The sequence below is a fragment of the Paralcaligenes sp. KSB-10 genome, assembly GCF_021266465.1.
GTDB lineage: Bacteria > Pseudomonadota > Gammaproteobacteria > Burkholderiales > Burkholderiaceae_B.
Genome location: NZ_CP089848.1, coordinates 1,129,390 through 1,153,339, shown reverse-complemented (window position 1 = coordinate 1,153,339; position 23,950 = coordinate 1,129,390). Strand labels below are relative to the sequence as shown.

The window sequence follows — 23,950 nt, the reverse complement described above, 5'->3', positions numbered from 1 at the left end:
CCCTGGTGGCTATCCGTCGCATCGCGCCGGCCCGAATTTTGAATTAAGCGGGTTTATCGGGTTTGCTCGACCAATCGTGCGCGGGGGGTTCCTTTAGAATCGTGCCAACGATCCCGTCTTGAATTTTTACTGAATGGCAGCCGTGGCTTAGCTTGATCCTCGGGATACAAGCGGGCGGCGCATCCCCGAATGGCTGAGGAAAGCGACCTCGAAAAAACCGAACCGGCTTCCCCGCGGCGTCTGGACAAGGCGCGCGAGGAGGGCCAGGTCGTGCGTTCCCGCGAGCTCAATACCTTCGCCCTGTTGGCGGCAGGCGTTGGCGGCTTGTGGATAGGCGGCCCCGATCTTTACCGCAATCTGAGCGAAATCGTGCATTCCGGCTTGTGGTTCGATGCCCGCCTGGGCCGGGATACGGGGGTGATGCTGGCGGTCGCCTCGCGGTCGGCCATACAGGCCGTTATGGCTTTGCTGCCGTTGTTTGGCGTTTTGGCGGCAGTTGCAATCCTGTCGTCGCTGGCTTTGGGCGGACTATTGTTCTCGGCCAAACCGCTGGAGCCTAAGTTCGAACGCCTTAATCCCGCGAAAGGCCTGCAGCGCATGCTGTCGTCGCAAACCCTGGTGGAGTTGATCAAGACGCTTGCCAAGGCCACTGCGATCGGAACCGTAGGGGCCATGGTGATCTGGCATTATCGCGACCGGATGATCGGACTGATGCGGTCCACTCCCAGCGCCGCCCTGACCGAAGGCATGTCTCTGGTGGCCTTGTGCTGCGCTTTGATCGTCGGTTCGCTGCTTCTTATCGTGCTCATCGATGTGCCCTGGCAGTTATGGAGTCACTACAAAAAATTGAAGATGTCGCGTGAGGACGTCAGGCAGGAACACAAGGAAAGCGACGGCGATCCGCATGTCAAAGGCCGCATACGCCAGCAGCAAAGAGCCATGGCGCGGCGCCGCATGATGGCCGAAGTGCCGCGCGCCGATGTGGTCGTGACCAATCCCACTCATTTTGCCGTTGCGCTGAAGTATCAGGATGGTCAGGGTGGAGCGCCGCGTGTAGTGGCCAAAGGCTCGGACCTGCTGGCCGCCCGCATTCGCAAGCTCGCCGAAGAGCACAGCGTGCCCATGCTGGGGGCTCCGCCACTGGCCCGGGCCCTGTATCGCAACGTCGATGTAGGCCGCGAGATACCGGCCGAATTGTATACGGCAGTGGCCGAGGTGCTGGCCTGGGTTTATCAGTTGCGCCGCTGGAACGCGGGCCAGGGCGTGGAGCCCATCAGGCCCTCCAATTTACCGATCCCGCGGGAACTTGATTCTCCGGATCTTGACACAATGGCAGCAATCGCTTCATGAACAGCTTTATCGCACTCTTGAAGGCCAACGGTCCGCAGCACGCGCGCCTCATGGCCGGGCCGGTACTGATCCTCATGGTTCTGGCCATGATGATCCTGCCTTTGCCGCCTTTTATCCTCGACCTGCTGTTCACCTTCAATATCTCCCTGGCGGTCATGATTCTGCTGGTCGCCATGTTCACCAAAAAGCCGCTCGATTTTGCGGCCTTTCCGGCTGTGCTGTTGTTCGCGACCCTGCTGCGCCTGGCGCTGAATGTGGCATCGACCCGGGTCGTCCTGCTGCACGGCCATAAAGGCCCCGATGCGGCCGGCCAGGTTATTGAAGCCTTTGGGCATTTCCTGGTGGGCGGCAATTTTGCCGTCGGTATTGTGGTTTTCGTCATCCTGGTGATTATCAATTTTGTCGTGATCACCAAGGGGGCCGGCCGTATAGCCGAAGTCGGCGCGCGCTTTACCCTGGATGCCATGCCCGGCAAGCAGATGGCCATCGATGCCGATCTGAATGCCGGCCTGGTGGGTGAGGACGAGGCTCGCAGGCGGCGCAGCGAAGTGGCTCAGGAGGCGGAATTCTACGGCTCGATGGACGGCGCGAGCAAATTCGTGCGCGGCGACGCCGTGGCGGGTCTGCTGATCATGGTCATCAATATCCTTGGCGGGCTGATTGTGGGCGTGGCGCAGCACGGCCTGAGTTTTTCCGATGCGGGCCGCGTCTATACCTTGCTGACTATCGGCGATGGCCTGGTGGCCCAGATACCGGCTTTGGTGATCTCGACGGCGGCCGGGGTGGTGGTATCGCGGGTTGCGACCGATCAGGATGTGGGGCAGCAAATGGTCAGCCAGCTGTTTGCCAATCCGGCAGTCCTGTTCATTACCGCCGGTATCCTGGCGGCCATGGGGCTGATTCCGAATATGCCTCATGTGGCATTTCTGTTGTTGGCAGCCATATTGGGCAGCTCCGGCTGGGTAATGTACAAGCGCCAGCAGGGCGAACGGGCCGAGTTGGCCGCAGAGCCGCAAAAAGCGCAGGCCGCTGTCGATGCGGCCGCGGCTGAAGCCAGTTGGGATGACGTGGCTTTGGTCGATCCGCTGGGACTGGAAGTAGGCTATCGCCTGATTTCATTGGTTGATCATGCCCAGAACGGCGAACTGCTGCACAGAATCCGCAGCCTGCGCAAGAAGTTCGCCCAGGATGTGGGGTTCTTGCCTCCAGTGGTGCACATTCGCGACAATCTGGAACTCAAGCCCAACGATTATCGTATCCTGCTCTCGGGCGTGGAGATCGGGCGTGGCGCAGCCACGCCCGGGCAATGGCTGGCCATCGATCCGGGCGGCGTGGATATCAAGCTTCAGGGAAATTCCACCACCGATCCGGCCTTTGGCCTGCCCGCGGTCTGGATCGATGTGGCCATGCGCGAGCAGGCCCAGGTTGCCGGCTATACCGTGGTGGATGCGGGCACGGTGATCGCCACGCACCTGAACCACTTGATGCATCGGCACGGCGCCCATTTGCTGGGCCGACAGGAAGTCCAGCAGCTATTGGATCATGTCGGCAAGGAAGCCCCCAAACTCATCGAAGATCTGGTTCCAAAAACTGTTTCTCTTACTTTGCTGCAGAAATTGCTGCGCGGCCTGCTGGATGAAGAGGTATCGATCCGGGATGTGCGATCCATCGTCGAGACGGTGGCCGAGCATGCGCCTCGGCTGGCCGCGCTCAATCCCAACGGAACCGGGCCGGATCCCAACGAATTGCTTGCCTTGACGCGGGTAGCGCTGGGCCGGGCCATCACGCAGCAATGGTTTCCCGGCGAAGGTGAACTGCGGGTGATCGGGCTTGAAGCCAGGCTCGAGCGAGTGCTGGTGCAGGCCTTGTCGACCAGCGGGGCGCTCGAGCCGGGATTGGCCGAGACGTTGCTGAACGACACGCTGCGGGCGGTTCGCGAGCAGGAAACCAATGGCGATGCGTCGGTGCTTGTGGTGCCGCCCGCGTTGCGCGTTTCACTTGCGCGTTTTCTGCGACACCATATACCGCAAATCGCGGTGCTTTCGAATACCGAAATTCCCGATGAACGCATGTTGCGCGTGACTGCCACGATAGGCGGGGCGATGGCATGAATATAAGCCGTTTTTTTGGCAGCACGAACCGGGAGGCCATGCGGCAGGTGCGCATGGCCTTGGGAGCCGATGCCCTGATCGTGTCGAATCGCCGTGTCAACGGCGGCGTCGAAATCCTGGCTACCGATCCGACCTTTGTTCCGCCCGAGTTCAATACGGCAACGGCGGCGGCCGATCCGCCGCCGCGCGCTGTCCAGGAGCCTGAGCGGCAGCGGCCGCGTCAATCGACAACTGTTGCGCCGCAGGCCGACGTTATGGGAGCCATAGGCGATTTGCGCGGCTCGCTCGAAACCCGCATCGACGAGTTGCTCTGGGGTAGCCAGTTGCGCCGGGCGCCTCAGGCGGTTTCCCTGTTCCAGGCCATGCTGGGTTTTGGTTTCAGCACCGCTTTGTTGCGCGCCATGCTCAAGCGTCTTCCTGAACACCTGCCGCCCAAGGCCGCGTTGCAGTGGGCGCGCCAGGAACTGATCGATCATTTGCCGGTGCTTGCCAGGGAAGACGATCTGTGGACATCGGGGCGGGTTCTTGCGCTGGTGGGGCCAACTGGGGTTGGCAAGACGACGACCATTGCCAAACTGGCGGCACGCTGCGTCAAGCGCCAGGGTGCGGAAAAAGTGGTGCTGTTGACGACGGATACCTACCGGATCGGCGCTCACGAACAGTTGAAGATATACGGGCAGATGATGCGCGTGCCCGTGCATGTGGTTCAGGATATGGCTGAGCTGAATCGCATTGTGAGCGGAATCCGCCCGGATCAGACGATTCTGATCGACAATATCGGAATCAGCCAGCGCGACCGCTATATAGCGGAGCAGGCGGCGATGCTGGCTGGCGCGGGGCGTCCGGTGCAGCGCCTGCTGGTGCTGAATGCATCCAGCCACGGCGATACGCTGGACGAAGTGGCGCGTTCCTATTGCAACGATGGCGGCGAACCGATATCGGGCTGTATTGTGACCAAGCTCGACGAAGCCTCGCGCCTGGGCGCCGCGCTCGATACGGCGATTCGCTATCAACTGCCCATCCATTATGTATCAAACGGCCAGAAAGTACCGGAAGATCTTTTGTTCCTGTCGGCGCGCGACCTGATCGACCAGGCTCTGGCGCACAAACCGCAGGGCCAGGCTCTGTACGCGCCAACCGAAGCGGATTTTGCGGCATTGATGTCCCTGGCCAAGACGCCTGAAGCAGAGTCCGGCGGTACTGTGCCGGAGTCGCGGCGCCGACTGTTGCTGCCGCCGCTGATGGCGATGATGAGCGCAGGCGCCGCGGCATCTGCCAGCCTCGCGAAAACCGATTTAACGGCCGCCTGGGATTTCGTCAAGGGCGATCTGGCCTGCGCCTCGGCACTGGATTTATGGCGCACGCACGCCGGAACCGGACCAGCCGTTTCTTTGCGGCATGCGATCGATCAGCACCTTGCGTCCATGCACAATGAACTTGCCTGCGGCGATGGTTCCTATGTATTGGCCGTTCATGACGGAGTGGCGCTCCGATCGGCCCCTGACAGCCAAACTCATTTGCGCGCCAGCTTATTGCTGACGGAGCGTGGCGAAGCATTGGGCTCTCCCTTGCAGTTGTTGACACAGGCCGAAGGCTGGTCGACATCGGCGGGAGAGTCGGCCCTGGCGGCGCCCAGCGCAGGCGACGCGCTGTTCCATCAGGTCGAATGCCTGGACCAGGCCACTGATCTATTACCTTGCGTGCATCTGATCGAAGCGGGCGGCCCCGGCGTGTGGCGGCGGCTATCGTCGCAGCGATGGCTTGCCCATGTGCCGGGCGCCACGAAACTGGATACCGAGTCGGGTCCGACCATAGTCACGGCCCTGGCCAAGACCCTGGATTATCGTCTTGCGGCCAGTGCATTGCAGCACTTGAGCCTGGTTCAAGTGGCCGGCGTCGCCATTGACGATTTGGCATTCTGGGTGGGATCGGAGCGTGTAGGGTTGCCGGCGCGCCAAAAGGCCGGCGTGCAGGCTCTGAATATGTTGGCGGTGCGTGTTGTGAATCGCCACGATGGCCGAATCGTTCAAACGCATTTCGGCTTGAGCAATTTGCCGTCCGAGCAGATCGGGATCGACCTGCAGGCTTCATGGCTGATCATGCAAGCCGAACTCAAGACCTGCTTTCGCTATACGGCATGCGGCTGGGGTGCTCTGGCCGGCGGCGATCAGGCCGATTCGCCGCAGAAAAAGGCCTTGCTCGCCGTGCGCTTGGCACTGGCAGCCTGGCAGCTTAGGCAGACGCCAGCCGCCGCTGCGGCTCGCAGTCTGCTTGACAGTCTGGCGGGAAAATCCAGCCCCGCGGCGGTGATGAAGGGCCTGGTGAAGCTATTTGCCCTGCATGAAATAATCGCTTGACTGTGCGGGGTATTTGCCGCAAGTTCCATCGGTATCGATGTGCAGCAGGCCTGCATCCCGGCATCGGGCTCTGCCGGGGAGTTTATCCGGCTTTGATGTTTGTTTTGTGTGCCGGCATGGAATGCGCGCGGCCGCTGGCATCGTACAGATGATCGACGCCGACCAGGCGGCGCAAGGTATCGATGGCTTGCTGGTTGTGCTGCAGATAAATATCGATGATGGCGCCGTTCGACGCGTTCAGGTCGCTGGCCTGGCGGGCGAGATCGAGGAGCGACTGGCAGGCCGGTTGCAAAGAGGGATGTGCAAGGGCTGCGGCATCCAGGCCGGTCTTGTTCGGTTCGAAGCCGAGTTTGCGAAGCTGTGCCTGGCGGTCCTGGTCCATTTGCGTCAGCAAGCCGGCAAAACGGCTTTTTTCCCGGGTGACTGCCTCGAGTTCGTTGATCTCTTTGGCTTGGATAAGCGTTTCCGATTCGGTCTGCAATACGGAAATGAATTGTCCGACCAGAGTGGATTCCCGCTCCAGGCTGTCTTGCAGTTGTTCCAGTATTGCGCTCATGATGCGGAAAAAGGCAGGGTTACTTGAGCAGATCGCGGACGCTGGCAATCAGCCCGTCGGCAATGCGGCTGGGGTCGATTTTCAGTTGTCCCGAGGCGATGGCGTCGCGAAGCTGGTTCACGCGTTCGACATTGATATCGTTGTCGCTGTTTTGCAGATTCGACAATTGCCGGGCGGCGGCGCTCAGGTCTACCGCGCTGCTGGACGAAACGCCCGGTGCAGACGCGGAGGATCCGCCCACGCTCTCGGCACGGGTCGGCGCAATGCTGCCGGCCAGCGGGTTTTTAAGAGGCGAAGGGTAGATTTTCAAGCAGGTCTCCGGAGTGAGGCGGAACCATTCATTTGTGGCTCCCATGATACAGGGTAACGGCGCGACAGCGCCGAACTTTAGGCAATTCTTGCCCGGTTATGTTTGTTTTCCATCATTGCGTCGTGGTGATGCCAGCATGCCGTGCTCCCGAGTCGCGTCTACATCATGACCGAGACGGTCGCGCCGTCGACGATGGTGCCGGTCACAATGCGCCCGGTCGCTGTACGCACCTGTATCTGGGAGCCTGGTGCGCCGCCTTGTACCGCCTTGCCTTCGCTGCTGGCTACAAAACCATTGCCGCGCGCCTCCAGACGCACTGTCTGGCCGCGCAATATCGACTGAGGGTCGCGTAGCCCATTGCCTTTGATCGGTGCGCCCGCGATCAGGCGGTGCCTGGCGATACGGCCGAGCAGCTGAGCGGGGTCGATAACCGTATCGGGCGGCAGCGACAGCAGATCGGTCTGGCGAGCGTCGAGATTCTCGGGGCCCAGGGCTTCGCCTGGATTGAGATTGCGCGCAGGTACGTAGTATGTGCCTTGGATGCTGATAGAGGCCTGCACATAGCTCGTCCAGGGTTCCGGTGCGAGACAGTGCACGCCTACCGACAATCTGGATCGCAGGTGCCCGCCGCTGGGCAGGGAAAACTGCAATTGCGAACAGGCGGGCAGGTTTTCCAGGCGCGATGCGTCGATGGTGATTTGCGGCGTGCCGGGATAGATCAGGGCCTGTTTGCGCAGGAATTCCTGGGCCTGGGCGACGATGGCGGCGGGATCCTGCGCCCCCCCCGATGCCAGGCCGGCGTGTGCAAGGCCTCCACAGACAGTGGCCAGGCCGAGGAAGAGGGCGGAAATCTTGAACATATCGATATTTTATAGAGGATGCGCCGCCTGCATCGCTGGAATTGGGCGATAAATTGCGGTTTGTTTCTTACTTTATGCCATGGCTCGCGACCTTACTATGTGCCATGTGATAAAGCCCGGATACCGCTCCGCGGGGTCATGCTAGCCGACCCTCCAGCCGCGGCTTGCGGGGCAGATTCCAAATACTTATCGAGCCGCCAATGATCGATCGCCTTAACCAGGATTTCAGCTTTTATCAAACCGCCATCAATTTGCGGCAGCAGCGCCAGGAAGTGCTGGCCTCGAATATCGCCAATGCCGATACGCCCAACTACAAGGCGCGCGATTTCGATTTCAAGGCCGCCCTGCAGGGCGCCATGGGAGATCAAATGCGCCTGCCGGACACACAGCTTACGCTGACGTCTCCGCGGCATATACCCGCCAAGGCGGTCAGCCCCGATCCGGCCGACTTATTGTATCGCCAGCCTCTGCAGCCCAGCCTCGACGGCAATACCGTGGACATGAATGTCGAACGCGTGCAGTTTGCCGATAACACCCTGCGTTATCAAAGCGACCTGACTCTGATCTCGCAGCGCGTAAAAACCATGATGGCCGCCCTGCAGCAATAAGGGCCAAAGGAAACCCGATGTCTACCATGAGTATTTTCCAGATTGCGGGATCGGCCCTGACGGCCCAATCGCAGCGCATGAACGTCTCGGCCAGCAATATGGCCAACGCCGATAGCGTCGTGGGTCCCGATGGCCAGCCGTACAAGGCGCGTCAGGTGGTGTTTCAAATGACGCCCGAGCCTGGCCAGCCTTACACGCAGTCCATCGGGGGCGTCAAGGTGGCGGGAGTCGTGGAAAGCTCGGCGCCGCCGCGCATGCAATACGATCCGAAAAACCCGTTTGCCAATGCCGATGGCTACGTCACCATGCCCAACGTCGACGTGGTGGCGGAAACCGTCAATATGATCTCCGCTTCGCGTTCGTACCAGGCCAATGTCGAAGTCATCAATACCGCCAAAAGCCTGATGCTCAAGACGCTTGCCATCGGACAATAACTCGTGTTCGCTTGCGCCGCGCGAAATTTTTTACGGAGTCTTTTGTAATGACCGTTACCAATACGTCAGCAACGAATTCAACCGATGCAACAGCGGCGGCATTGGCCGCGGCCAATGCCAATACCCAGAGTCTGACCGCCGATACGCAGGGCCAGTTTCTTACCTTGCTGGTCACCCAGTTGCAGAACCAGGATCCCCTGAATCCCATGGACAACGCCCAGGTCACCTCGCAAATCGCGCAGCTGTCGACGGTCAATGGCATCAACCAGCTCAACAACACCTTGCTGGCCTTGTCGGGGCAAATGGATGTGTCCCAGTCCATGCAGGCCGCCGGCTTGATTGGTAAAAACGTGCTGGTGCCGGGTTCCAAAATATCGCTGGGCAGCGATCCGGCCAATCCCACGGTCAAGCAGACGACTCCATTCGGCATCGATGTCATTTCTCCGGCAACGCACGTGACCGCCACGATTCTCGATTCGGGCGGCAAGGCGGTGCGGCAAATCGATCTCGGCGCGCAGCCGGCCGGCATATTGTCCCTGCAATGGGACGGCAAGGGCGACGGCGGCCTTGCATTGCCCGATGGCGCGTATACCGTCCAGGTGGCTGCCAGCGATGCCGATTCCAAGCCGGTTTCGGTCAGCGCCCTGACTTCCGGTACGGTGGGCAGCGTGTCCTACGCCTCGACCGGCCTGCGCGTGGATCTCGGGCTGACAGGATCCTTTGCTTTATCGGACATCAAGAAAATCATGTCGTAGCGGTGGCAACAAATTCAGGGGCGGCGCGCATCGCTGTCATTTCACACGAATACACTAAATTTCAACGAGGTAGATCATGGGTTTCGGACAAGGTTTAAGCGGACTGAATGCCGCCGCGCAGGATTTGGATGTGATCGGCAACAATATCGCCAACTCGGGTACGGTCGGCTTCAAGTCGGGCTCGGCCACGTTTGCCGACGTCTATGCCAATTCACGTGTCGGGCTGGGCGTGCAGGTGTCCGGCATCAACCAGGACTTTAGTATTGGTTCCGTCACCGGTACGGGCAACCAGTTCGATATCGCCATCGATGGGGCCAATGGCTTGTTTCGCTTGCAGGATCCCAGCGGGCAGGTGCTCTATTCGCGCAATGGCCAGTTCCATGCCGACAAGGATAACTACATTGTCAATGCGCAAGGGCAGCGCCTGACCGGATACCCGGCCGGCGGCAGCGCGACCGACCTGCAGCCCATCAAGGTGCCCGTCGGCAATATCTCCCCCACCGCAACGTCTACCACCACCACCCAGGCCAATCTCGACGCCAACGCCGCGGTCATCGATCCGGCTATCACACCGTTCAATCCCGCCGTTTCGGGCTCGTACACCCATGTTTTGCCGATCACGGTCTATGACTCGCTGGGCAATCAGCACCAACTGACCCAGTATTTTGCCAAACGCGCCCCGACGGCGGGGCCGCCGGCGCAAAGCCAGTGGGATGTGTACTACAGGCTGGATGGTGCCACGATTACCTCTCCCGCCGGGGCAACAAAAATGTTGTTCGATGATTCCGGCCGCCTGACGTCGGCGCCGCCGGTGGTCAATCTGTCTATTGCCGCGCCAGGGGGCGCAGGCTCGCCCGCGGCGGCCTTGGCCATCGCCGTCGACTACACCGGCACCACTCAGTTCGGCGGTGCTTTTGCCGCCAACTTCACGCCGAACGGCTACGCTTCCGGTGAATATGCCAGCATGTCGATCGGAGCCGATGGCTCCATTGTGGCCAGCTATACCAACGGCCAAACACAGTCGCTCGGTTCCCTGGCCCTTGCCAATTTCAATAATCTGCAGGGCCTGCAGCCAGTCGGCGGCAATGCCTGGATCGAAACCTCGGCTTCAGGCCAGGCGATACTCGGTCGTCCCGGCTCCAACGGCCTGGCCTCGATCAAGGGCCAGTCGGTGGAAGGCTCCAATGTGGACATGAGCAAGGAACTCGTCAAAATGATTATTGCGCAGCGCACCTATCAGGCCAACGCGCAAACCATTAAAACCCAGGATCAGATCATGCAGACTCTGATTACAGGGCTGTAAGGCGCCCGGTCATGGATCGCGTCGTTTATACCGCCATGAGCGGGGCCTCCCGGGTGCTCGAACAGCAGTCGGTGATCAGCAACAATCTGGCCAACGTCAGCACGACCGGCTTTCGCGAGCAATTGGCGGTTTACCGTTCGGTGCCGGTGGTCGGCGAACAGGGCTTGCCGACCCGGGTGACGACGGTCACCTCGACCCCGTCCAGCAATTTTCGCCAGGGAACCATGCAGGAAACCGGCAGCCCCCTGGATCTGGCGGTGAGCGGCGACGGTTGGCTCAGTGTGCAGACGCCGACTGGCGAGGCCTACACCCGCGACGGCGAACTGGCCGTCAATGCGCAAGGCATACTGGTTACCCAGCAGGGGCAGCCGGTGCTGTCGACCGGAGGCGGGCCGATCAATATACCGGATCGCGGCACCTTGACGTTTTCCGCCGACGGCTATGTAAACGTGCTGGGTGCGGGCGATACCCCCAAGGATCTGCAGATTGTCGCTCAATTGAAGCTGGTCAATCCGCCTGCCGCCAGCCTGGAGCGCGGCGGGGACGGCCTGTTTCGCATGGCCGCGGGCCAGCCGCCCGTCGCGCAGGCCGATCCCAATGTACGGGTGGTGCCGGGATTTGTGGAAAAAAGCAATGTCAGCCCGGCTGAAGCCATGGTGGGCATGATCAGCAATGCGCGGCGCTTCGAGATGCAAATGAAAGTCATCGGCGACGCCAGCACCAACGAAGACAAGGGCAATTCGATCTTGTCGGTCAACGGCTAAGGTAAAAAGGAATACACATGATACGTTCACTATGGATCGCCAAAACAGGTCTCGAGGCACAGCAGACCAATATGGATGTGATCTCCAATAACCTGGCCAACGTCAATACCGATGGGTTCAAGCAGACCCGTGCGATTTTCGAAGACCTGATGTATCAGACCGTGCGTCAGCCGGGCGCCCAGGTGGGCGCGGCCAATCAGTTGCCTTCGGGCTTGCAGGTCGGGACCGGGGTGCGTACGGTGGCGACCGAGCGCATTCATACGCAAGGCAATATGAAGAACACCGGCAACTCCATGGACATTGCGATCCAGGGCAAGGGGTTTCTGCAGGTACAGATGCCCGACGGCACTTTTTCCTATACGCGCAACGGCAGCCTGCAGGTCGACCAGAACGGCCAGCTGGTGACGGCCGGCGGGTATCCGATACAGCCGCCCATCAATATTCCGGATAATGCGCTGACTGTGACCATTGCGCGCGACGGCACGGTATCGGTCACCCAGCCTGGCGCTGTGGGCACCAATGTGCAGATCGGCCAATTGCAGCTTTCCACGTTTATCAATCCCACCGGCCTGCAAAGCATGGGCGAGAATCTGTACGTCGAAACCGACGCCTCGGGTCCGGCCAACTTCTCCCAGCCGGGGCTGAACGGCGCCGGGCTGGTCATGCAGCAATATGTGGAATCGTCCAATGTGAATGTGGCTGAAGAACTGGTCAATATGATTACGACGCAGCGCTCTTATGAAATGAACAGCAAGGCCGTCCAGACTTCCGACCAAATGCTTGCGCGCCTGACCCAACTTTAATGATGCAACATCGCTTTTTTTCCGGCCTGTGCTGCTGCGTGATGGCGGTGTTGTCAGGTTGTGCCCTGATTCCGCCCGAACCCGTGGTGACAGGGCCCCTGACGGCGCGGCCGCCAATACCCCAGCCGATTCCGGAAGAGAACGGTTCGATCTACCAGCCTACCGCGTACGGCAACTACCCCTTGTTCGAGGACCGGCGCCCACGCAACGTAGGCGATATCGTCACGATCGTGATCCAGGAAAAAACCAATGCGGCCAAGAATGTGGCGACGTCGACGGATCGCTCCGGCAGCGCCACGGTGGGCATGACGGTAGTACCCAGCTTCCTGCCCAGCGAATTGGGGGCCAAGCAGAACCTGGATGCATCGGGCGCCAACAAGGCCAGCGGAAAGGGATCGAGCAGCGCCGACAATACCTTCTCGGGCACCTTGACGACCACGGTCATCGGCGTGCTGCCCAACGGCAACCTGCAGATTGCCGGCGAAAAGCAGATAGCCATCAATCGGGGCAGCGAGTACATCCGTTTTTCGGGTGTGGTGGACCCACGCTCGATTACCGGATCGAACACAGTTCCCTCAACGCAGGTGGCCGATGCGCGCATTGAATACCGCAGCAAAGGCACTATGGACGAAGTTCAAACCATGGGCTGGCTGCAGCGCTTTTTCCTGAATATTTCACCGTTCTGACATGATGCCGATCTTCACATTCCCTTGTTCCGCCAGGCCGCGTCTCTGGAGACAGTGCGCAGTGCTGGCTGCCGCGCTGCTGCTGTCCCTGAGCGCCGCGCATGCCGAGCGGATCAAGGATCTGGCATCGATCCAGGGGGTGCGTGCGAACCAGCTGATTGGCTACGGTTTGGTGGTGGGCCTGGACGGCAGCGGCGATCAGGTTCGCCAGACGCCGTTTACCCAGCAAAGCCTGACGAACATGCTGTCGCAGTTGGGTGTCACCATGCCCCAGGGCACCAATATGCAGGTTAAGAATGTGGCCGCCGTCATGGTAACCGCGCGGCTGCCGGCTTTTTCCAGGCCGGGCCAGACGGTGGATGTGGTCGTGTCGTCCATGGGCAATGCCAAGAGCCTGCGCGGCGGCACTTTGCTCATGACGCCGTTGAAGGGGGCCAATGGCCAGGTGTACGCCATGGCCCAGGGCAATTTGCTGGTGGGCGGGGCGGGCGCGCAGGCAGGCGGCTCAAGCGTCCAGGTCAATCAGCTCAATGGCGGCATCATCACCAACGGCGCGATCGTCGAGCGCAGCGTGCCTACCGCGTTTGCGCGCAATGGCGAGATCAATCTCGAGATGAATACCACTGATTTCGGCGTGACGCAGAGCGTGGTTACGGCCTTGAATCGGGCCTTTGGGCCGGGTGTGGCGCGTGCCATCGATGGCCGGGTAGTGCAGTTGCGAGGCCCTGTCGATGCGTCGAACCAGGCCGTGTTTCTTTCACAGGTCGAGAATGTACAGGTCAATCTGCCGCCGGCTCGCGCCAAAGTCATTATCAATGCGCGCACCGGCTCGGTTGTGATGAACCGGACGGTAACCATCGACGAAGCGGCCATTGCCTACGGCAATCTGTCGGTGGTGATCAGCCAGCAGGCACAGGTCAGCCAGCCCACTACGCCTTTTGCCGGCGGGCAGACGGTGGTGACGCCCAGCACCCAGATCGAGATGCGCTCCGACAAGGGCAGCATCAAGCGGGTGCGCACCAGCGCCAATCTGGCCGATGTCGTCAAGGCACTCAACGCTCTGGGAGCGACACCGCAGGATCTGTTGTCGATTCTGCAGACCCTCAAGAGCGCGGGCGCCTTGCGCGCCGACCTGGAAATCATATAGGAGCGGGGGTTCTATGGCTTTTACTCAATACACCCCGCGCCCCGGCAACGATATGTCGATCTTCGACATGAGCCAGTTGAACTCGCTCAAGCGCGATGTTCAGAGCGGTGCCGACGCGAATGCGACCAAGAAGGTGGCCCAGCAATTCGAGGCCATGTTCATCCAGATGCTGCTCAAGCAGGCGCACCAGGCATCCACTTTGTCCGGGCCTTTCGACAGCGAGCAGACGCGCATGGCGCAAAGCATGGGCGACGAGCAAACGGCGTTGCAACTGTCCAATCCCGGGATAGGCCTGGCGCAGGCGCTGCTGAACCAGATCAGCGCGCAACGGGGCGGCAATGCCACGCAACAGCAGGCTTCGGCCACGCCGCCCGAGCTGGCGGCCTCCCGGATACCTGGCTTGCGGTCCCGCGTAGGTCCGGACCGCCCCAATGTCGCGTCGTCCATTTCGGACCTGATCGATATGCTGGGCAAGCAGTCCGCCGCCGGCGCGGCCTTGTCCGCAATCCAGGGAGCGCCTGAGCACATACGCAGTTTCATCTCGGCCATGACCGACGCCGCGAAAGCGGCGGCCAGCCAGAACGGTGTGCCGCTCAAGCTGATGCTGAGCCAGGCGGCGCTGGAATCAGGCTGGGGCAAGCGCGAAATTCAGGGGGCGGATGGCAGCCCGAGCTATAACCTGTTCGGCATCAAGGCCGGCGGCAGCTGGAAGGGCAAGGTGGTCAATGTGCTGACGACCGAATACGAGGGGGGAGTGGCCAAGAAAGTGATGCAGCCGTTCCGGGCCTATAGTTCGTATGCGGAATCGTTTGCCGACTACGCTCGCCTGATAGGAAATAGTCAGCGTTATCAGGATGTTGTAAGCGCTCCCAGCGCCGAAGTTGCTGCGCAGAAGATCCAGGACGCGGGCTATGCGACCGACCCCGATTATGCCAAGAAATTGATTTCGATCATGGGGTATTTCAATGCCGGCGCGATCTAGGGTGTGTTTTCCTGCTTGCCGGGCCGGGCGCGCTAAACATTTTCGCTTTCTGGCCGTAAATACATCAAACGGTTGTCCCGCACACGTGGAGCTTGCTCCCATTGTTTAAGAGTGTAATTCGTTCATGAATTTGGCTAATCTTGGTCTCTCGGGTTTGACAGCGGCGCAGGTTCGCCTGCAAACGGCGGGCCACAATATCGACAATGCGGCGACCGTCGGCTACAACCGCCAGACGGTGCTGGTATCCACGGCCGGAGCGGCCAATACCGGCAACGGCTTTATAGGCTGGGGTGTCCAGGTCGATAGCGTTACCCGCTCTTATGACAATTTCCTGGCCAAACAGTTGGTCAATTCGCAAACCACGGGCGCGGCACTGGCCTCCTATGGCAACCAGATCACCCAGATCAACAATCTGTTTGCCGATCGTACGGTAGGCATTTCGCCGGCCATCCAACACTTTTTCGACAGCGTGCAAGCCGTGGCGTCGGCGCCGGCCGATAGCGCCGCTCGCCAGGAAATGCTGGGACAGGCGGGCAGCCTGGCCACTAATATCAATAGCGCCAATGCCTTCCTGAATCAGCAGCGCAACGATGTCAATACGCAAATTACCACCACGGTTACTCAGGTCAACAGCTATGTCGAGCGCATACGCGATTTGAATCATCAGATTTCCAGCGCGCTGGCCGGCAGTTCGGGCCAACCGCCCAACGATCTGCTCGATCAGCGCGACCAGGCGGTGTCCGATCTGAGCCAGCTCGTCGATGTCAAGGTTCTGCAGCAGAACGGCAATGTCAGCCTCACGGTGGGCAATGGCCAGATTTTGCTGGGCGGCGATACAGTATTCCCCTTGACGGCGGTGCAGTCGGCGGCAGATCCGTCGCGCACGGTGGTTGCCTATAGCGTGCCTTCGGGCGCCGGCGGTGCCATGACCTCAGTGGAAATGCCCGAGCAGGATATCACCGGTGGTAGCCTGGGCGGTTTGCTGAGTTATCGCAGCCAGACGCTTGACGCGACCCAGAATAAGCTCGGGAGGTTGGCGGCGGGCCTGGCCATGGGCGTCAACGCTGTGCATGAAAACGGCAAGGATTTGAATGGGGCGGCTGGAACGGAATTTTTCAAGCTGGGCACGCCCAAGGTCATATCAAACAGCAATAACCCAAGCTCCGCCACGATTACCGCTTCATTTGCGGTTCCGAACGATTCCAATGCGCTGGCCGGGCTCGATTACACAGTGCAGTACGACGGCAGCAACTATTCGGTATTCAGTCTGCCGGATGGCAAACAGGTCGGTGCAAGCAGCGCCACGCTGGACACCCTGCCGACCGACGCCGGCGTTCCGGGGCTGAAGCTTACGGTATCGGGTACGCCGCAAGCCGGCGACTCCTGGCTGGTACAGCCCACCCGCACGACAGCCGATGATTTGAAACTCGAGATCACCGATCCCGCCAAGATTGCGGCTGCCGATACCAACGGCGGCTCGGCCAACGGCGTCAACGCTCTGGCGCTGGCACAGCTGCAGACAAGCAAGGTTTTTGGCGGCGGCACCATGAGCTTGAACGAGGGCTATTCGCAGATCGTCAACCAGGTTGCCGTGGCGACTCAGCAAAATGCGGCCTCCGCAAAAGCGCAGAACACGCTGATCCAGCAGAACTATGCGGCCCAGCAAGCGGTGTCCGGCGTCAATCTGAATGAAGAGTATGTCAATCTCGATAATTATCAGCAGCAGTTCCAGGCGGCCTCGCGTCTGATCGACGTCAGTTCGAAATTGTTCGACACATTGCTGACCATGGGTCGCTAGCCTGGCAGGCTCGCAGTGTTGCACATAAATTTTCTTTCAGGATTTCGCCATGCGTATTAGCTCCAGCCAATTTTTTCAGACCGGGCTGAATTCCATTAACGCCCAGCAGGCCGATCTGATGCATATATATCAGCAGATTGCCAGCGGGCAACGCATGGTGACGCCGGCCGACGATCCTCTGGGGGCGGCGCAAGCCATCAATATTGCGCAGTCGCAGACGCTTAATCAGCGCTTTGCCGATAATCGCGGCGTGGCCACGCAAAACCTGGGAACCGAAGACAATGTCCTGGGTTCCGCGACCACCTTGATGCAGAATATCAAGACCCAGCTGATCCAGGCAGGCAATGGAACTTTGTCGGATGCCGATCGTGCAACGCTGGCCAATGTCCTGACCGAGGCCAAGGCCAGCCTGCTGGGTCTGGCGAACAGCACCGACGGCAACGGCCAATATATGTTCTCCGGCTTCAAGGGCGATACCATGCCGTATGTGACCGATCCGGTCACAGGCAAAGTCACCTATACAGGCGATACCAATCAACGCTTGATTCAAATCGATCCAACCCGGCAGATGGCGGGCAGCGATGTAGGGTCCGATATTTTTGCGCGTGCTGTGCCGGGTATGAGGGTTTATGTAACCACAGGGGATCCCGCCAACACGGGTACGGCACAGATCAATACGCCCACGATTACCAATCCCGCGGGATCGAATGTGGGGAATTCTTTCAAGATTACCTTCAGCGCCGGATCGCCGCTTCAGTACCAGGTCGATACAACAGATGCGACAACAGGCGTGACAAGCAGCGCTACATTTCCCTATCAGGCGGGCGGCACCGTGCTGGACTTGACCGGTGGCGTGCAAGTGCAGTTCTCGGGCGACCCCAAGCCGGGCGACACGTTTACGGTCAGCCCCGGCAATGCCGGCAATCTGGATGTATTCGGCACGCTCGACGACATGATCACGGCGCTCAATAAGCCCGTCAATGGGAACGATACGGCCAGTGCCAATCTGGGTAATTCGCTGTCCACCGCGATACAGAAATTCAATGCCAGCTACGACAATCTATTGACCGTGCGCGCCTCGGTGGGTTCGCGCATGAACGAAATCGATGCCCTGAATGCGAATGGCACGGCGCGCGGGCTGGGCTACGCCAGCCAGCTGTCCACGCTCGAGAATGTCGATTACTACAGCGCCACCACGCAGTTGCAGTTGCGTCAGTCCGCGCTTCAGGCGGCTTCGCTGGCGTTCAAGCAGATCCAGGGCACCAGTCTGTTCAATACAGGCAGCAGCGGTTAATGGTAGGCGGATGTTTGTGCCGGGCCGCGTGCAATGGCGCCGCGATCGATTGTTTTGCAAGCAGGCTAGCCTGCCGGGTAAAAGAGAGTACTTGATGAAGTTCAAACGATTGCAACTCAAGACAAGTCTGTCGCTGATGGTGTTTTTCCTGTCTTTATTGACGTTCTTTGCGGTAGGTATAGGCTGGAATAGCCTGTATACGGCGCGCCAGCAGATGAATGCGCTTTCGACCAGCAGCATCGAGGCGGGCCGTGAGGTCAAGAATGCGTATGAGCAATCCCGGTATGCGCAGCCGGCCGTTGCGGCCCAGGGGCTGGAGGCCGCCTTCAAGCGTTTCGATCAATACCTTGCGGGTGAATATTCCGACACTTCCGCGGATGCCGCGAAGCTCTATCAGCAGGCTCTTTATGTTTTTGGCTGCTTGATCGTTCTTGCCATTGTGCTGGCACTGGCGGCGTACCGGACCTTGTCGCGCACGGTGCTGCGGCCGTTGAAGCAGGCCGGCGCCCATTTCGATCGCATAGCTTCGGGCGACCTGACCGAGCGTATCGAAGTCACCACGCAAAACGAGATCGGCATGCTGTATGCCTCGCTCAAGCGCATGCAGGACAGCCTCGGCCGCATCGTCGGAACCGTGCGCCAGGGTATGGATCAGATCAATACCGGGTCGCAGCGGATCGTGCTGGGCAATACCGATTTGAGCAGCCGTACCGAGCAACAGGCGGCGGCGCTGCAGCAGACGGCGGCCAGCATGGAGCAACTGGCCAGCACGGTCAAACAGAATGCCGATAATGCGCGCCAGGCCAATCAATTGGCAGCCAGCGCATCCGAAGTGGCGCAGCGCGGCGGGCATGCCGTGGGCGAAGTCGTAACGACCATGCAGGGTATTTCCGCCAGTTCGCGCAAGATTTCCGACATTGTAGGCGTGATCGACAGTATTGCCTTTCAAACGAATATTCTGGCATTGAATGCGGCGGTCGAGGCCGCCCGGGCCGGCGAACAGGGTAAAGGCTTCGCTGTCGTTGCGGCCGAGGTGCGGGCGCTGGCGCAGCGCAGCGCCCAGGCGGCCAAGGAAATCAAGGGCCTGATCGAGGATTCCGTCAAGAAAGTTACGGAAGGCTCGACTCAGGTTGAACAAGCCGGCGCCACCATGGAAGAAATTGTCGTGTCAGTGGCGCGGGTCACCGACATCATGGGTGAAATCTCGGCGGCCACCACCGAGCAGTCGACAGGTATAGACCAGATCAATCGCGCCGTAACGCAAATGGACGATGTGACCCAGCAGAACGCCACCCTGGTGCAGGAAGCCGCCTCGCTCGCCGCGGCTTTGCGCGAGCAGGTAGCACAGGTCAGCGATGCGGTGTCCGTGTTCAAGACGATCGACAAGCAGGTGATCGATGTCGCGGCGACGGCCATTGCCACCACGGCCGGCAAGGCGCGCGCAGCCACGGCCGCCGGTAGCCAGGCAACGGGCCGGGCATTGCCCTCCGCCAATTCGGCAAATGCCGCCGGCGCGGCATCGGCGACTGCCTTGGCCGCGGCTTCCCTGCAGGCCGCCGCCCGAATTCCGGGCCAGCTCCCAGGCCGGGTGCCCGCTTATGCCGGAGCCACTGGTGCTGCGGCGGCGCACAAGCCGATAAGCCAGGATGATTGGGAAGAGTTCTAGCATGTTTTCCACTTCCGTCTTGTTTCGATTTTTCCTGCTGGCCCTGGGTTTGTCCCTGGGCCTGGCCGCGTGCAGCACTTCCGGACGCGCTTTTCACACGTCGGATCTCGAACAGATAAAGGTGGGGCAGACTACGCTGGAACAGGCCAGCGCCATTCTCGACGCCGAGCCGGACAACATCTATATGCAGGGCGACGGTTCGGCTCTGGCCGTTTGGGCCCATAAGGCCTCGCTCGTGACCGATGCGATTTATTTTCGCCGCGAGCTATGGCTCGACTTTGGGCCGGACGGTAAATTCAGCCGTGTCGTGAAGAGCACTAATGTGCCCACACGATCCCTGCAGCCTGTCGCAGCACCCCACACGAGCGTACAGAATGCGGCAGGCCCTGCGGACAATAGCCCGATGGGCAATATGTCGCAGGCCCCACTATATGCACCCGCCGTAAGCTACAGCCTGTCGCCCCAATAGCTTTCATTTCTGTACCGCGAGGTACGCAATCGAAATCGGATTCAATCATGTCCATGACCATGCAATTTCCACAAAATGAAGTAAAAAAATCGAAACGCACCCGAAGCCCCCGTTTTCGGCTGGGAGGCTCAAAGGTCAGTTCCATGCTCATGACCGGGCTTGCGCTGTTCATGCTGCTGATCATGGCGGTGGGCGGGTTGGGCGCTTACTTTCTTTATCTGAATGTTCAGGCTGTGCACACCATAGGCGAGCAAAATAGCCGAGCCCAGCAGGTTCTGCTGATGAGCAACGATATGCTGCATGCCCGGGTGTCCTTGCTGGTCGCGGCCCGTTATCAGCAGGAGGCCAGCTCCTCCATGGATCCGGCCCTGAAACAGAAAGCCAAGGACATGCTCGACCAGGCAACTCAAAAGCTCGATGCGGTCAGAAAGAGCTTCGTGGATTTCCGCAAGAACCTGCCTGAAGATCCAGAAGCGCGGCGCCTGTCGCTCAGGCTGGTCAGCACGTATCAGCCTTATGTGGACGATGGCATCGACCCGATGGTTCAGGCCTTGACGATACAGGACTACACGACTTTTTATTTTGTCAATAATCAGTTTGGCATCGAGCGCAGCATTACCTTCGAGAAAGCCATCCAGACTTATTCGGCCTATATAGACAAGCAGGAAAAGCAAGCGTTTGCCGCCGCCGGAGAAAAATTCCATCAGGCCCTGATGGCGATCGGCGCCGCGGTGCTGGCAGGCCTGTTGCTCATGATTGCCGCGCGCATTATTTTCGGCCGGGCGGTGATCAAGCGCCTGATCGAGGCAGGGGGACATTTTGACCGGATTGCGGGAGGGGATTTGACGCAGCGGATCGAGGTGAGGTCGCGCAACGAGATAGGGGTGTTGTACGAGTCGTTGAAGCGGATGCAGGAGAGTCTGACGCGCACGGTGACGACGGTGCGCCAGGGGGTAGAGGAGATCACGCTGGGATCGCGCGAGATATTCATGGGGAACACGGACCTGAGCAGTCGCACGGAGCAGCAGGCGGCGTCGTTGCAGGAGACGGCGGCGAGCATGGAGGAGTTGGCCAGCACGGTCAAGCAGAATACGGAGAATGCGCTGCAGGCGGACAAGCTGGCCAAGGGGGCTTCGGAGGTGGCGCAGCGCGGCGGGCGGGCGGTGACGGAGGTGGTGGGGACGATGGAGGAGATCACGACGAGCTCTGGCAAGATAGCGGAGATTGTGGGGGTGATAGACGGGATAGCGTTTCAGACGAACATCTTGGCGTTGAATGCGGCGGTGGAGGCGGCGCGGGCTGGGGAGCAGGGCAAGGGATTTGCGGTGGTGGCCGGTGAGGTGAGGTCGCTGGCGCAGCGCAGTGCGCAGGCGGCCAAGGAGATCAAGGTATTGATTGAGGAGTCGTTGCACAAGATCAAGGCTGGGGCGACGCAGGCCAAGCAGGCAGGCCAGATCATGCAGGAGGTGGTGGGGTCGGTGCATGGAGTGACGACGATCATGGGGGAGATTTCGTCGGCGTCGCGGGAGCAGTCCGAGGGGATAGAGCAGGTGAATCAGGCGGTGGCGCAGATGGATGGGGCGGTGCAGCAGAATGCGGCGCTGGTGGAGCAGGCGGCGGCCGCGGCGGGCTCGTTGCAGGAGCAGGCGGGTCGGTTAAGCGAGGCGGTGTCGGTGTTCAAGCTCAGTGGAGGGGAGGTGATCGAGGCGGGGTCCTCGGGGGCCTTGTCGCACGAGGGCCGGTCTCCAGCTCTCGAACACTCCCTGGCCGTATAAGATAGATGCGGGGCCGGCCCTACGTGCCGGCCAGCGCCATGGCCAGGCGTCCCATGGCTTCGTAGCCGGATTGAAACAGATGCGCCAGGAACGGCGTGGACTGCGGCAGCACCACCGTCAGCAGTATCAGTCCTACCATCAGGCTGATCGGAAACCCAACGGCGAATACGGAAAGCTGCTGCGCGGTTCTATTTAAAATTCCCAAAGCCAGATTGATGGTGAGCAGGGCAATGATAATCGGCAGGGCCAGCAGCATTCCCGAAATCATGATCTGGCTGCTCCAGTCCAGCAGTACGCCCCATCCGCCCGAATCCAGGGATGACCCGCCTATGGGCAGCACTTCGAAGGTGCGGACCAGGCCGGCCAGCATCAGCAAATGGCCGTTCAGCGCCAGAAAAATCAGCATGGCAACCACATTCATCAGGCGTGAGAGCACGGCCGTATTGGCCCCCGTGCCGGGGTCGAAGAATGATGCAAACGACAAGCCCATCTGCAGGCCGACGAACTCGCCGGCCGTCTGCACCGCGGCAAAGGCAATACGCATGGTCAGGCCCATGGCGATGCCGATCATGACTTGCTGCGCGGCGATCCATAGTCCCGCAAACGAAGCGGGAGCGATGGGCGGCATGGGGCCGAGCGCGGGAGCAATGGCAATGGCCGTCAGCGCCGCGAAGCCTACTTTTACCCGGGCTGGAATGGCGGATTCACCAAGCAGCGGAGCGGTGCTGAGCAAAGCCAGCAAGCGCAAAAATGGCCAGATAAATGCCGTGATCCAGCCGTAGAGCTGATCGAGCTGGAAGGAAACCATGAACCTGGGGCGTCGCAGTCGATGTCAGGATACCAGGCCCGGTATCTGCGCAAGCAGTTGCTGCATATAGTCGACCATGGTGCTGATCAGCCAGGGGCCCAGCAGCACGAGTGCGGCGCCCACCGCCAGCAGCTTCGGGATGAATGACAGCGTCATTTCATTGATCTGCGTCGCGGCCTGGAAAATGCTGATGAGCAGTCCCACCACCAGGGTCACCAGCAGCAGCGGGCCGGCCATGATCAGCGCGATTTTCATGGCCTGATAGGTCATGGACATGATGGCTTCGGAATTCATGGAGGTTCCTTTATTGATAAAAGCTGCGTGCCAGCGAACCAAGGAGCAGGTGCCATCCGTCGGCCAGCACGAACAGCATGAGCTTGAAGGGCAGCGAGATGGTGACAGGCGGCACCATCATCATTCCAAGGGCCATCAGCACGCTGGCAATCACCAGGTCGATAATCAGGAACGGGATGAATATCGTGAAGCCGATCTGGAATGCGGTTTTCAGTTCGCTGGCGACGAACGCGGGCACCAATACACGCAAAGGCACTTCATTGGGGCTGTCGAGCTGTCCTATCTTGGCCATATTGGCAAACAGCGACAGATCGGCCTCGCGCGTTTGATGCAGCATGAAGGTTTTCAGCGGCTGTGCACCCCGGTCCAGCGCCGTTTCAAAGGAGATGGTGCCGGCGCTCAGCGGTTGGTAAGCCTGGCTGTATATCTGGTCGAAAACAGGCGACATGGCAAAGAAGGTTAAAAACATGGCCAGGCCGATCAGCACGGAATTGGGCGGCGAACTGCCGGTGCCCATGGCATTGCGCAACAGGCCCAGTACGATAATGATGCGCGTGAAGCCGGTCATCATCAGAAGCATGGCCGGCAGGAACGACATCATTGTCAGCAGCAGCAAAGTCTGGATGCTGAGCGTATAGGTCTGGCTGCCGTTGGGGCCGGTTACGGCGGTAATCCCCGGCAAGGTAGCCTGGGCCAGTCCCGAAGCCGGGTACAGCAAGGCGAGCGACAACAGGCTCCAGACGGCGAGCCCGGAAAGGGTGCGCAGTCCGGGAACGCGGAGTCGAGCGGAGATGGAATGATTCATGAAGATAGTGCGGGC

The 23,950-nt window shown here is 60.2% G+C and carries 23 protein-coding genes; 17 read left to right on the top strand and 6 right to left on the bottom strand.

What is annotated here, in order from left to right; translation table 11 throughout:
* The first annotated feature begins 189 nt into the window (after positions 1 to 189).
* The 3 genes from flhB to flhF are packed head-to-tail and all read left to right on the top strand — an operon-like array spanning position 190 to position 5,818.
* Positions 190 to 1,350, top strand: a complete 1,161-nt coding sequence (gene flhB / locus LSG25_RS05330; protein WP_232743669.1) for a flagellar biosynthesis protein FlhB — start codon at positions 190 to 192, stop codon at positions 1,348 to 1,350.
* A complete protein-coding gene (gene flhA, locus LSG25_RS05325; protein ID WP_232743668.1) occupies positions 1,347 to 3,461 on the top strand; it encodes a flagellar biosynthesis protein FlhA in 2,115 nt (704 codons plus the stop codon). Before flhB ends, flhA begins: the two co-directional genes overlap by 4 nt.
* Complete coding sequence (flhF, locus tag LSG25_RS05320) at positions 3,458 to 5,818, top strand: flagellar biosynthesis protein FlhF (protein WP_232743667.1); 2,361 nt, start codon at positions 3,458 to 3,460, stop codon at positions 5,816 to 5,818. The genes flhA and flhF overlap by 4 nt, the downstream gene beginning before the upstream one ends.
* An 82-nt stretch (positions 5,819 to 5,900) precedes the next feature.
* Here the strand turns inward: flhF and LSG25_RS05315 are convergent, their stop codons facing one another.
* The 3 genes from LSG25_RS05315 to flgA all read right to left on the bottom strand — a co-directional run bounded on the left by LSG25_RS05315 (position 5,901) and on the right by flgA (position 7,544).
* Complete coding sequence (locus tag LSG25_RS05315; RefSeq protein ID WP_232743666.1) at positions 5,901 to 6,374, bottom strand: flagella synthesis protein FlgN; 474 nt, start codon at positions 6,372 to 6,374, stop codon at positions 5,901 to 5,903.
* Positions 6,375 to 6,393: 19 nt separating this feature from the next.
* The gene (gene flgM, locus LSG25_RS05310) at positions 6,394 to 6,684 is read right to left on the bottom strand and encodes a flagellar biosynthesis anti-sigma factor FlgM (RefSeq protein ID WP_232743665.1); all 291 of its coding nucleotides are present in this window, start codon (positions 6,682 to 6,684) and stop codon (positions 6,394 to 6,396) included.
* Between the two features lie 158 nt (positions 6,685 to 6,842).
* Positions 6,843 to 7,544 carry a flagellar basal body P-ring formation chaperone FlgA gene (gene flgA, locus LSG25_RS05305; protein WP_232743664.1) on the bottom strand — a complete coding sequence of 234 codons (702 nt, stop codon included), beginning with the start codon at positions 7,542 to 7,544 and terminating at the stop codon, positions 6,843 to 6,845.
* A 200-nt stretch (positions 7,545 to 7,744) separates the two neighbouring features.
* Here flgA and flgB point away from each other — a divergent pair, with 200 nt between their 5' ends.
* From flgB to LSG25_RS05235, 14 genes are all read left to right on the top strand, one after another.
* A complete protein-coding gene (flgB, locus tag LSG25_RS05300; RefSeq protein WP_232743663.1) occupies positions 7,745 to 8,152 on the top strand; it encodes a flagellar basal body rod protein FlgB in 408 nt (135 codons plus the stop codon).
* Positions 8,153 to 8,169: 17 nt separating this feature from the next.
* Positions 8,170 to 8,586, top strand: coding sequence for a flagellar basal body rod protein FlgC (flgC, locus tag LSG25_RS05295; RefSeq protein WP_232743662.1), 417 nt, complete (start codon positions 8,170 to 8,172; stop codon positions 8,584 to 8,586).
* A gap of 47 nt (positions 8,587 to 8,633) precedes the next feature.
* Positions 8,634 to 9,341 (top strand): flagellar hook capping FlgD N-terminal domain-containing protein, encoded by a 708-nt coding sequence (locus LSG25_RS05290; RefSeq protein ID WP_232743661.1) that lies wholly within the window; start codon positions 8,634 to 8,636, stop codon positions 9,339 to 9,341.
* A 76-nt stretch (positions 9,342 to 9,417) separates the two neighbouring features.
* Positions 9,418 to 10,644 carry a flagellar hook protein FlgE gene (flgE, locus tag LSG25_RS05285; protein ID WP_232743660.1) on the top strand — a complete coding sequence of 409 codons (1,227 nt, stop codon included), beginning with the start codon at positions 9,418 to 9,420 and terminating at the stop codon, positions 10,642 to 10,644.
* A gap of 11 nt (positions 10,645 to 10,655) precedes the next feature.
* Positions 10,656 to 11,408 (top strand): flagellar basal-body rod protein FlgF, encoded by a 753-nt coding sequence (flgF, locus tag LSG25_RS05280; RefSeq protein WP_232743659.1) that lies wholly within the window; start codon positions 10,656 to 10,658, stop codon positions 11,406 to 11,408.
* A gap of 17 nt (positions 11,409 to 11,425) precedes the next feature.
* Positions 11,426 to 12,211: a flagellar basal-body rod protein FlgG gene (gene flgG / locus LSG25_RS05275; RefSeq protein WP_232743658.1), complete on the top strand. Its 786-nt coding sequence runs from the start codon at positions 11,426 to 11,428 to the stop codon at positions 12,209 to 12,211.
* Between the two features lie 2 nt (positions 12,212 to 12,213).
* The gene (locus LSG25_RS05270; protein ID WP_232744570.1) at positions 12,214 to 12,897 is read left to right on the top strand and encodes a flagellar basal body L-ring protein FlgH; all 684 of its coding nucleotides are present in this window, start codon (positions 12,214 to 12,216) and stop codon (positions 12,895 to 12,897) included.
* A 4-nt stretch (positions 12,898 to 12,901) separates the two neighbouring features.
* Complete coding sequence (locus LSG25_RS05265; RefSeq protein WP_232744569.1) at positions 12,902 to 14,044, top strand: flagellar basal body P-ring protein FlgI; 1,143 nt, start codon at positions 12,902 to 12,904, stop codon at positions 14,042 to 14,044.
* 13 nt (positions 14,045 to 14,057) lie between these two features.
* Positions 14,058 to 15,026: a flagellar assembly peptidoglycan hydrolase FlgJ gene (gene flgJ / locus LSG25_RS05260; protein ID WP_232743657.1), complete on the top strand. Its 969-nt coding sequence runs from the start codon at positions 14,058 to 14,060 to the stop codon at positions 15,024 to 15,026.
* 124 nt (positions 15,027 to 15,150) lie between these two features.
* Positions 15,151 to 16,824 (top strand): flagellar hook-associated protein FlgK, encoded by a 1,674-nt coding sequence (gene flgK / locus LSG25_RS05255; protein WP_232743656.1) that lies wholly within the window; start codon positions 15,151 to 15,153, stop codon positions 16,822 to 16,824.
* A 49-nt stretch (positions 16,825 to 16,873) separates the two neighbouring features.
* Positions 16,874 to 18,118, top strand: coding sequence for a flagellar hook-associated protein FlgL (flgL, locus tag LSG25_RS05250; protein WP_232743655.1), 1,245 nt, complete (start codon positions 16,874 to 16,876; stop codon positions 18,116 to 18,118).
* Between the two features lie 94 nt (positions 18,119 to 18,212).
* Entirely contained in the window at positions 18,213 to 19,784 is a 1,572-nt protein-coding gene (locus LSG25_RS05245) for a methyl-accepting chemotaxis protein (RefSeq protein ID WP_232743654.1), read from the top strand.
* Between the two features lies 1 nt (position 19,785).
* Complete coding sequence (locus tag LSG25_RS05240; RefSeq protein WP_232743653.1) at positions 19,786 to 20,253, top strand: hypothetical protein; 468 nt, start codon at positions 19,786 to 19,788, stop codon at positions 20,251 to 20,253.
* A 47-nt stretch (positions 20,254 to 20,300) separates the two neighbouring features.
* Positions 20,301 to 22,028: a methyl-accepting chemotaxis protein gene (locus LSG25_RS05235; protein WP_370635953.1), complete on the top strand. Its 1,728-nt coding sequence runs from the start codon at positions 20,301 to 20,303 to the stop codon at positions 22,026 to 22,028.
* Between the two features lie 19 nt (positions 22,029 to 22,047).
* Here LSG25_RS05235 and fliR read toward each other — a convergent pair whose 3' ends face one another.
* Genes fliR through fliP form a run of 3 tightly spaced genes read right to left on the bottom strand, consistent with a single transcriptional unit; the run spans position 22,048 to position 23,935 of the window.
* Positions 22,048 to 22,836 carry a flagellar biosynthetic protein FliR gene (gene fliR / locus LSG25_RS05230; RefSeq protein ID WP_232743652.1) on the bottom strand — a complete coding sequence of 263 codons (789 nt, stop codon included), beginning with the start codon at positions 22,834 to 22,836 and terminating at the stop codon, positions 22,048 to 22,050.
* A 24-nt stretch (positions 22,837 to 22,860) separates the two neighbouring features.
* On the bottom strand, positions 22,861 to 23,130 hold the full coding sequence (gene fliQ / locus LSG25_RS05225; RefSeq protein ID WP_232743651.1) for a flagellar biosynthesis protein FliQ: 270 nt from the start codon (positions 23,128 to 23,130) through the stop codon (positions 22,861 to 22,863).
* A gap of 10 nt (positions 23,131 to 23,140) precedes the next feature.
* Positions 23,141 to 23,935 (bottom strand): flagellar type III secretion system pore protein FliP, encoded by a 795-nt coding sequence (gene fliP, locus LSG25_RS05220; protein ID WP_232743650.1) that lies wholly within the window; start codon positions 23,933 to 23,935, stop codon positions 23,141 to 23,143.
* Positions 23,936 to 23,950 lie beyond the last annotated feature (15 nt).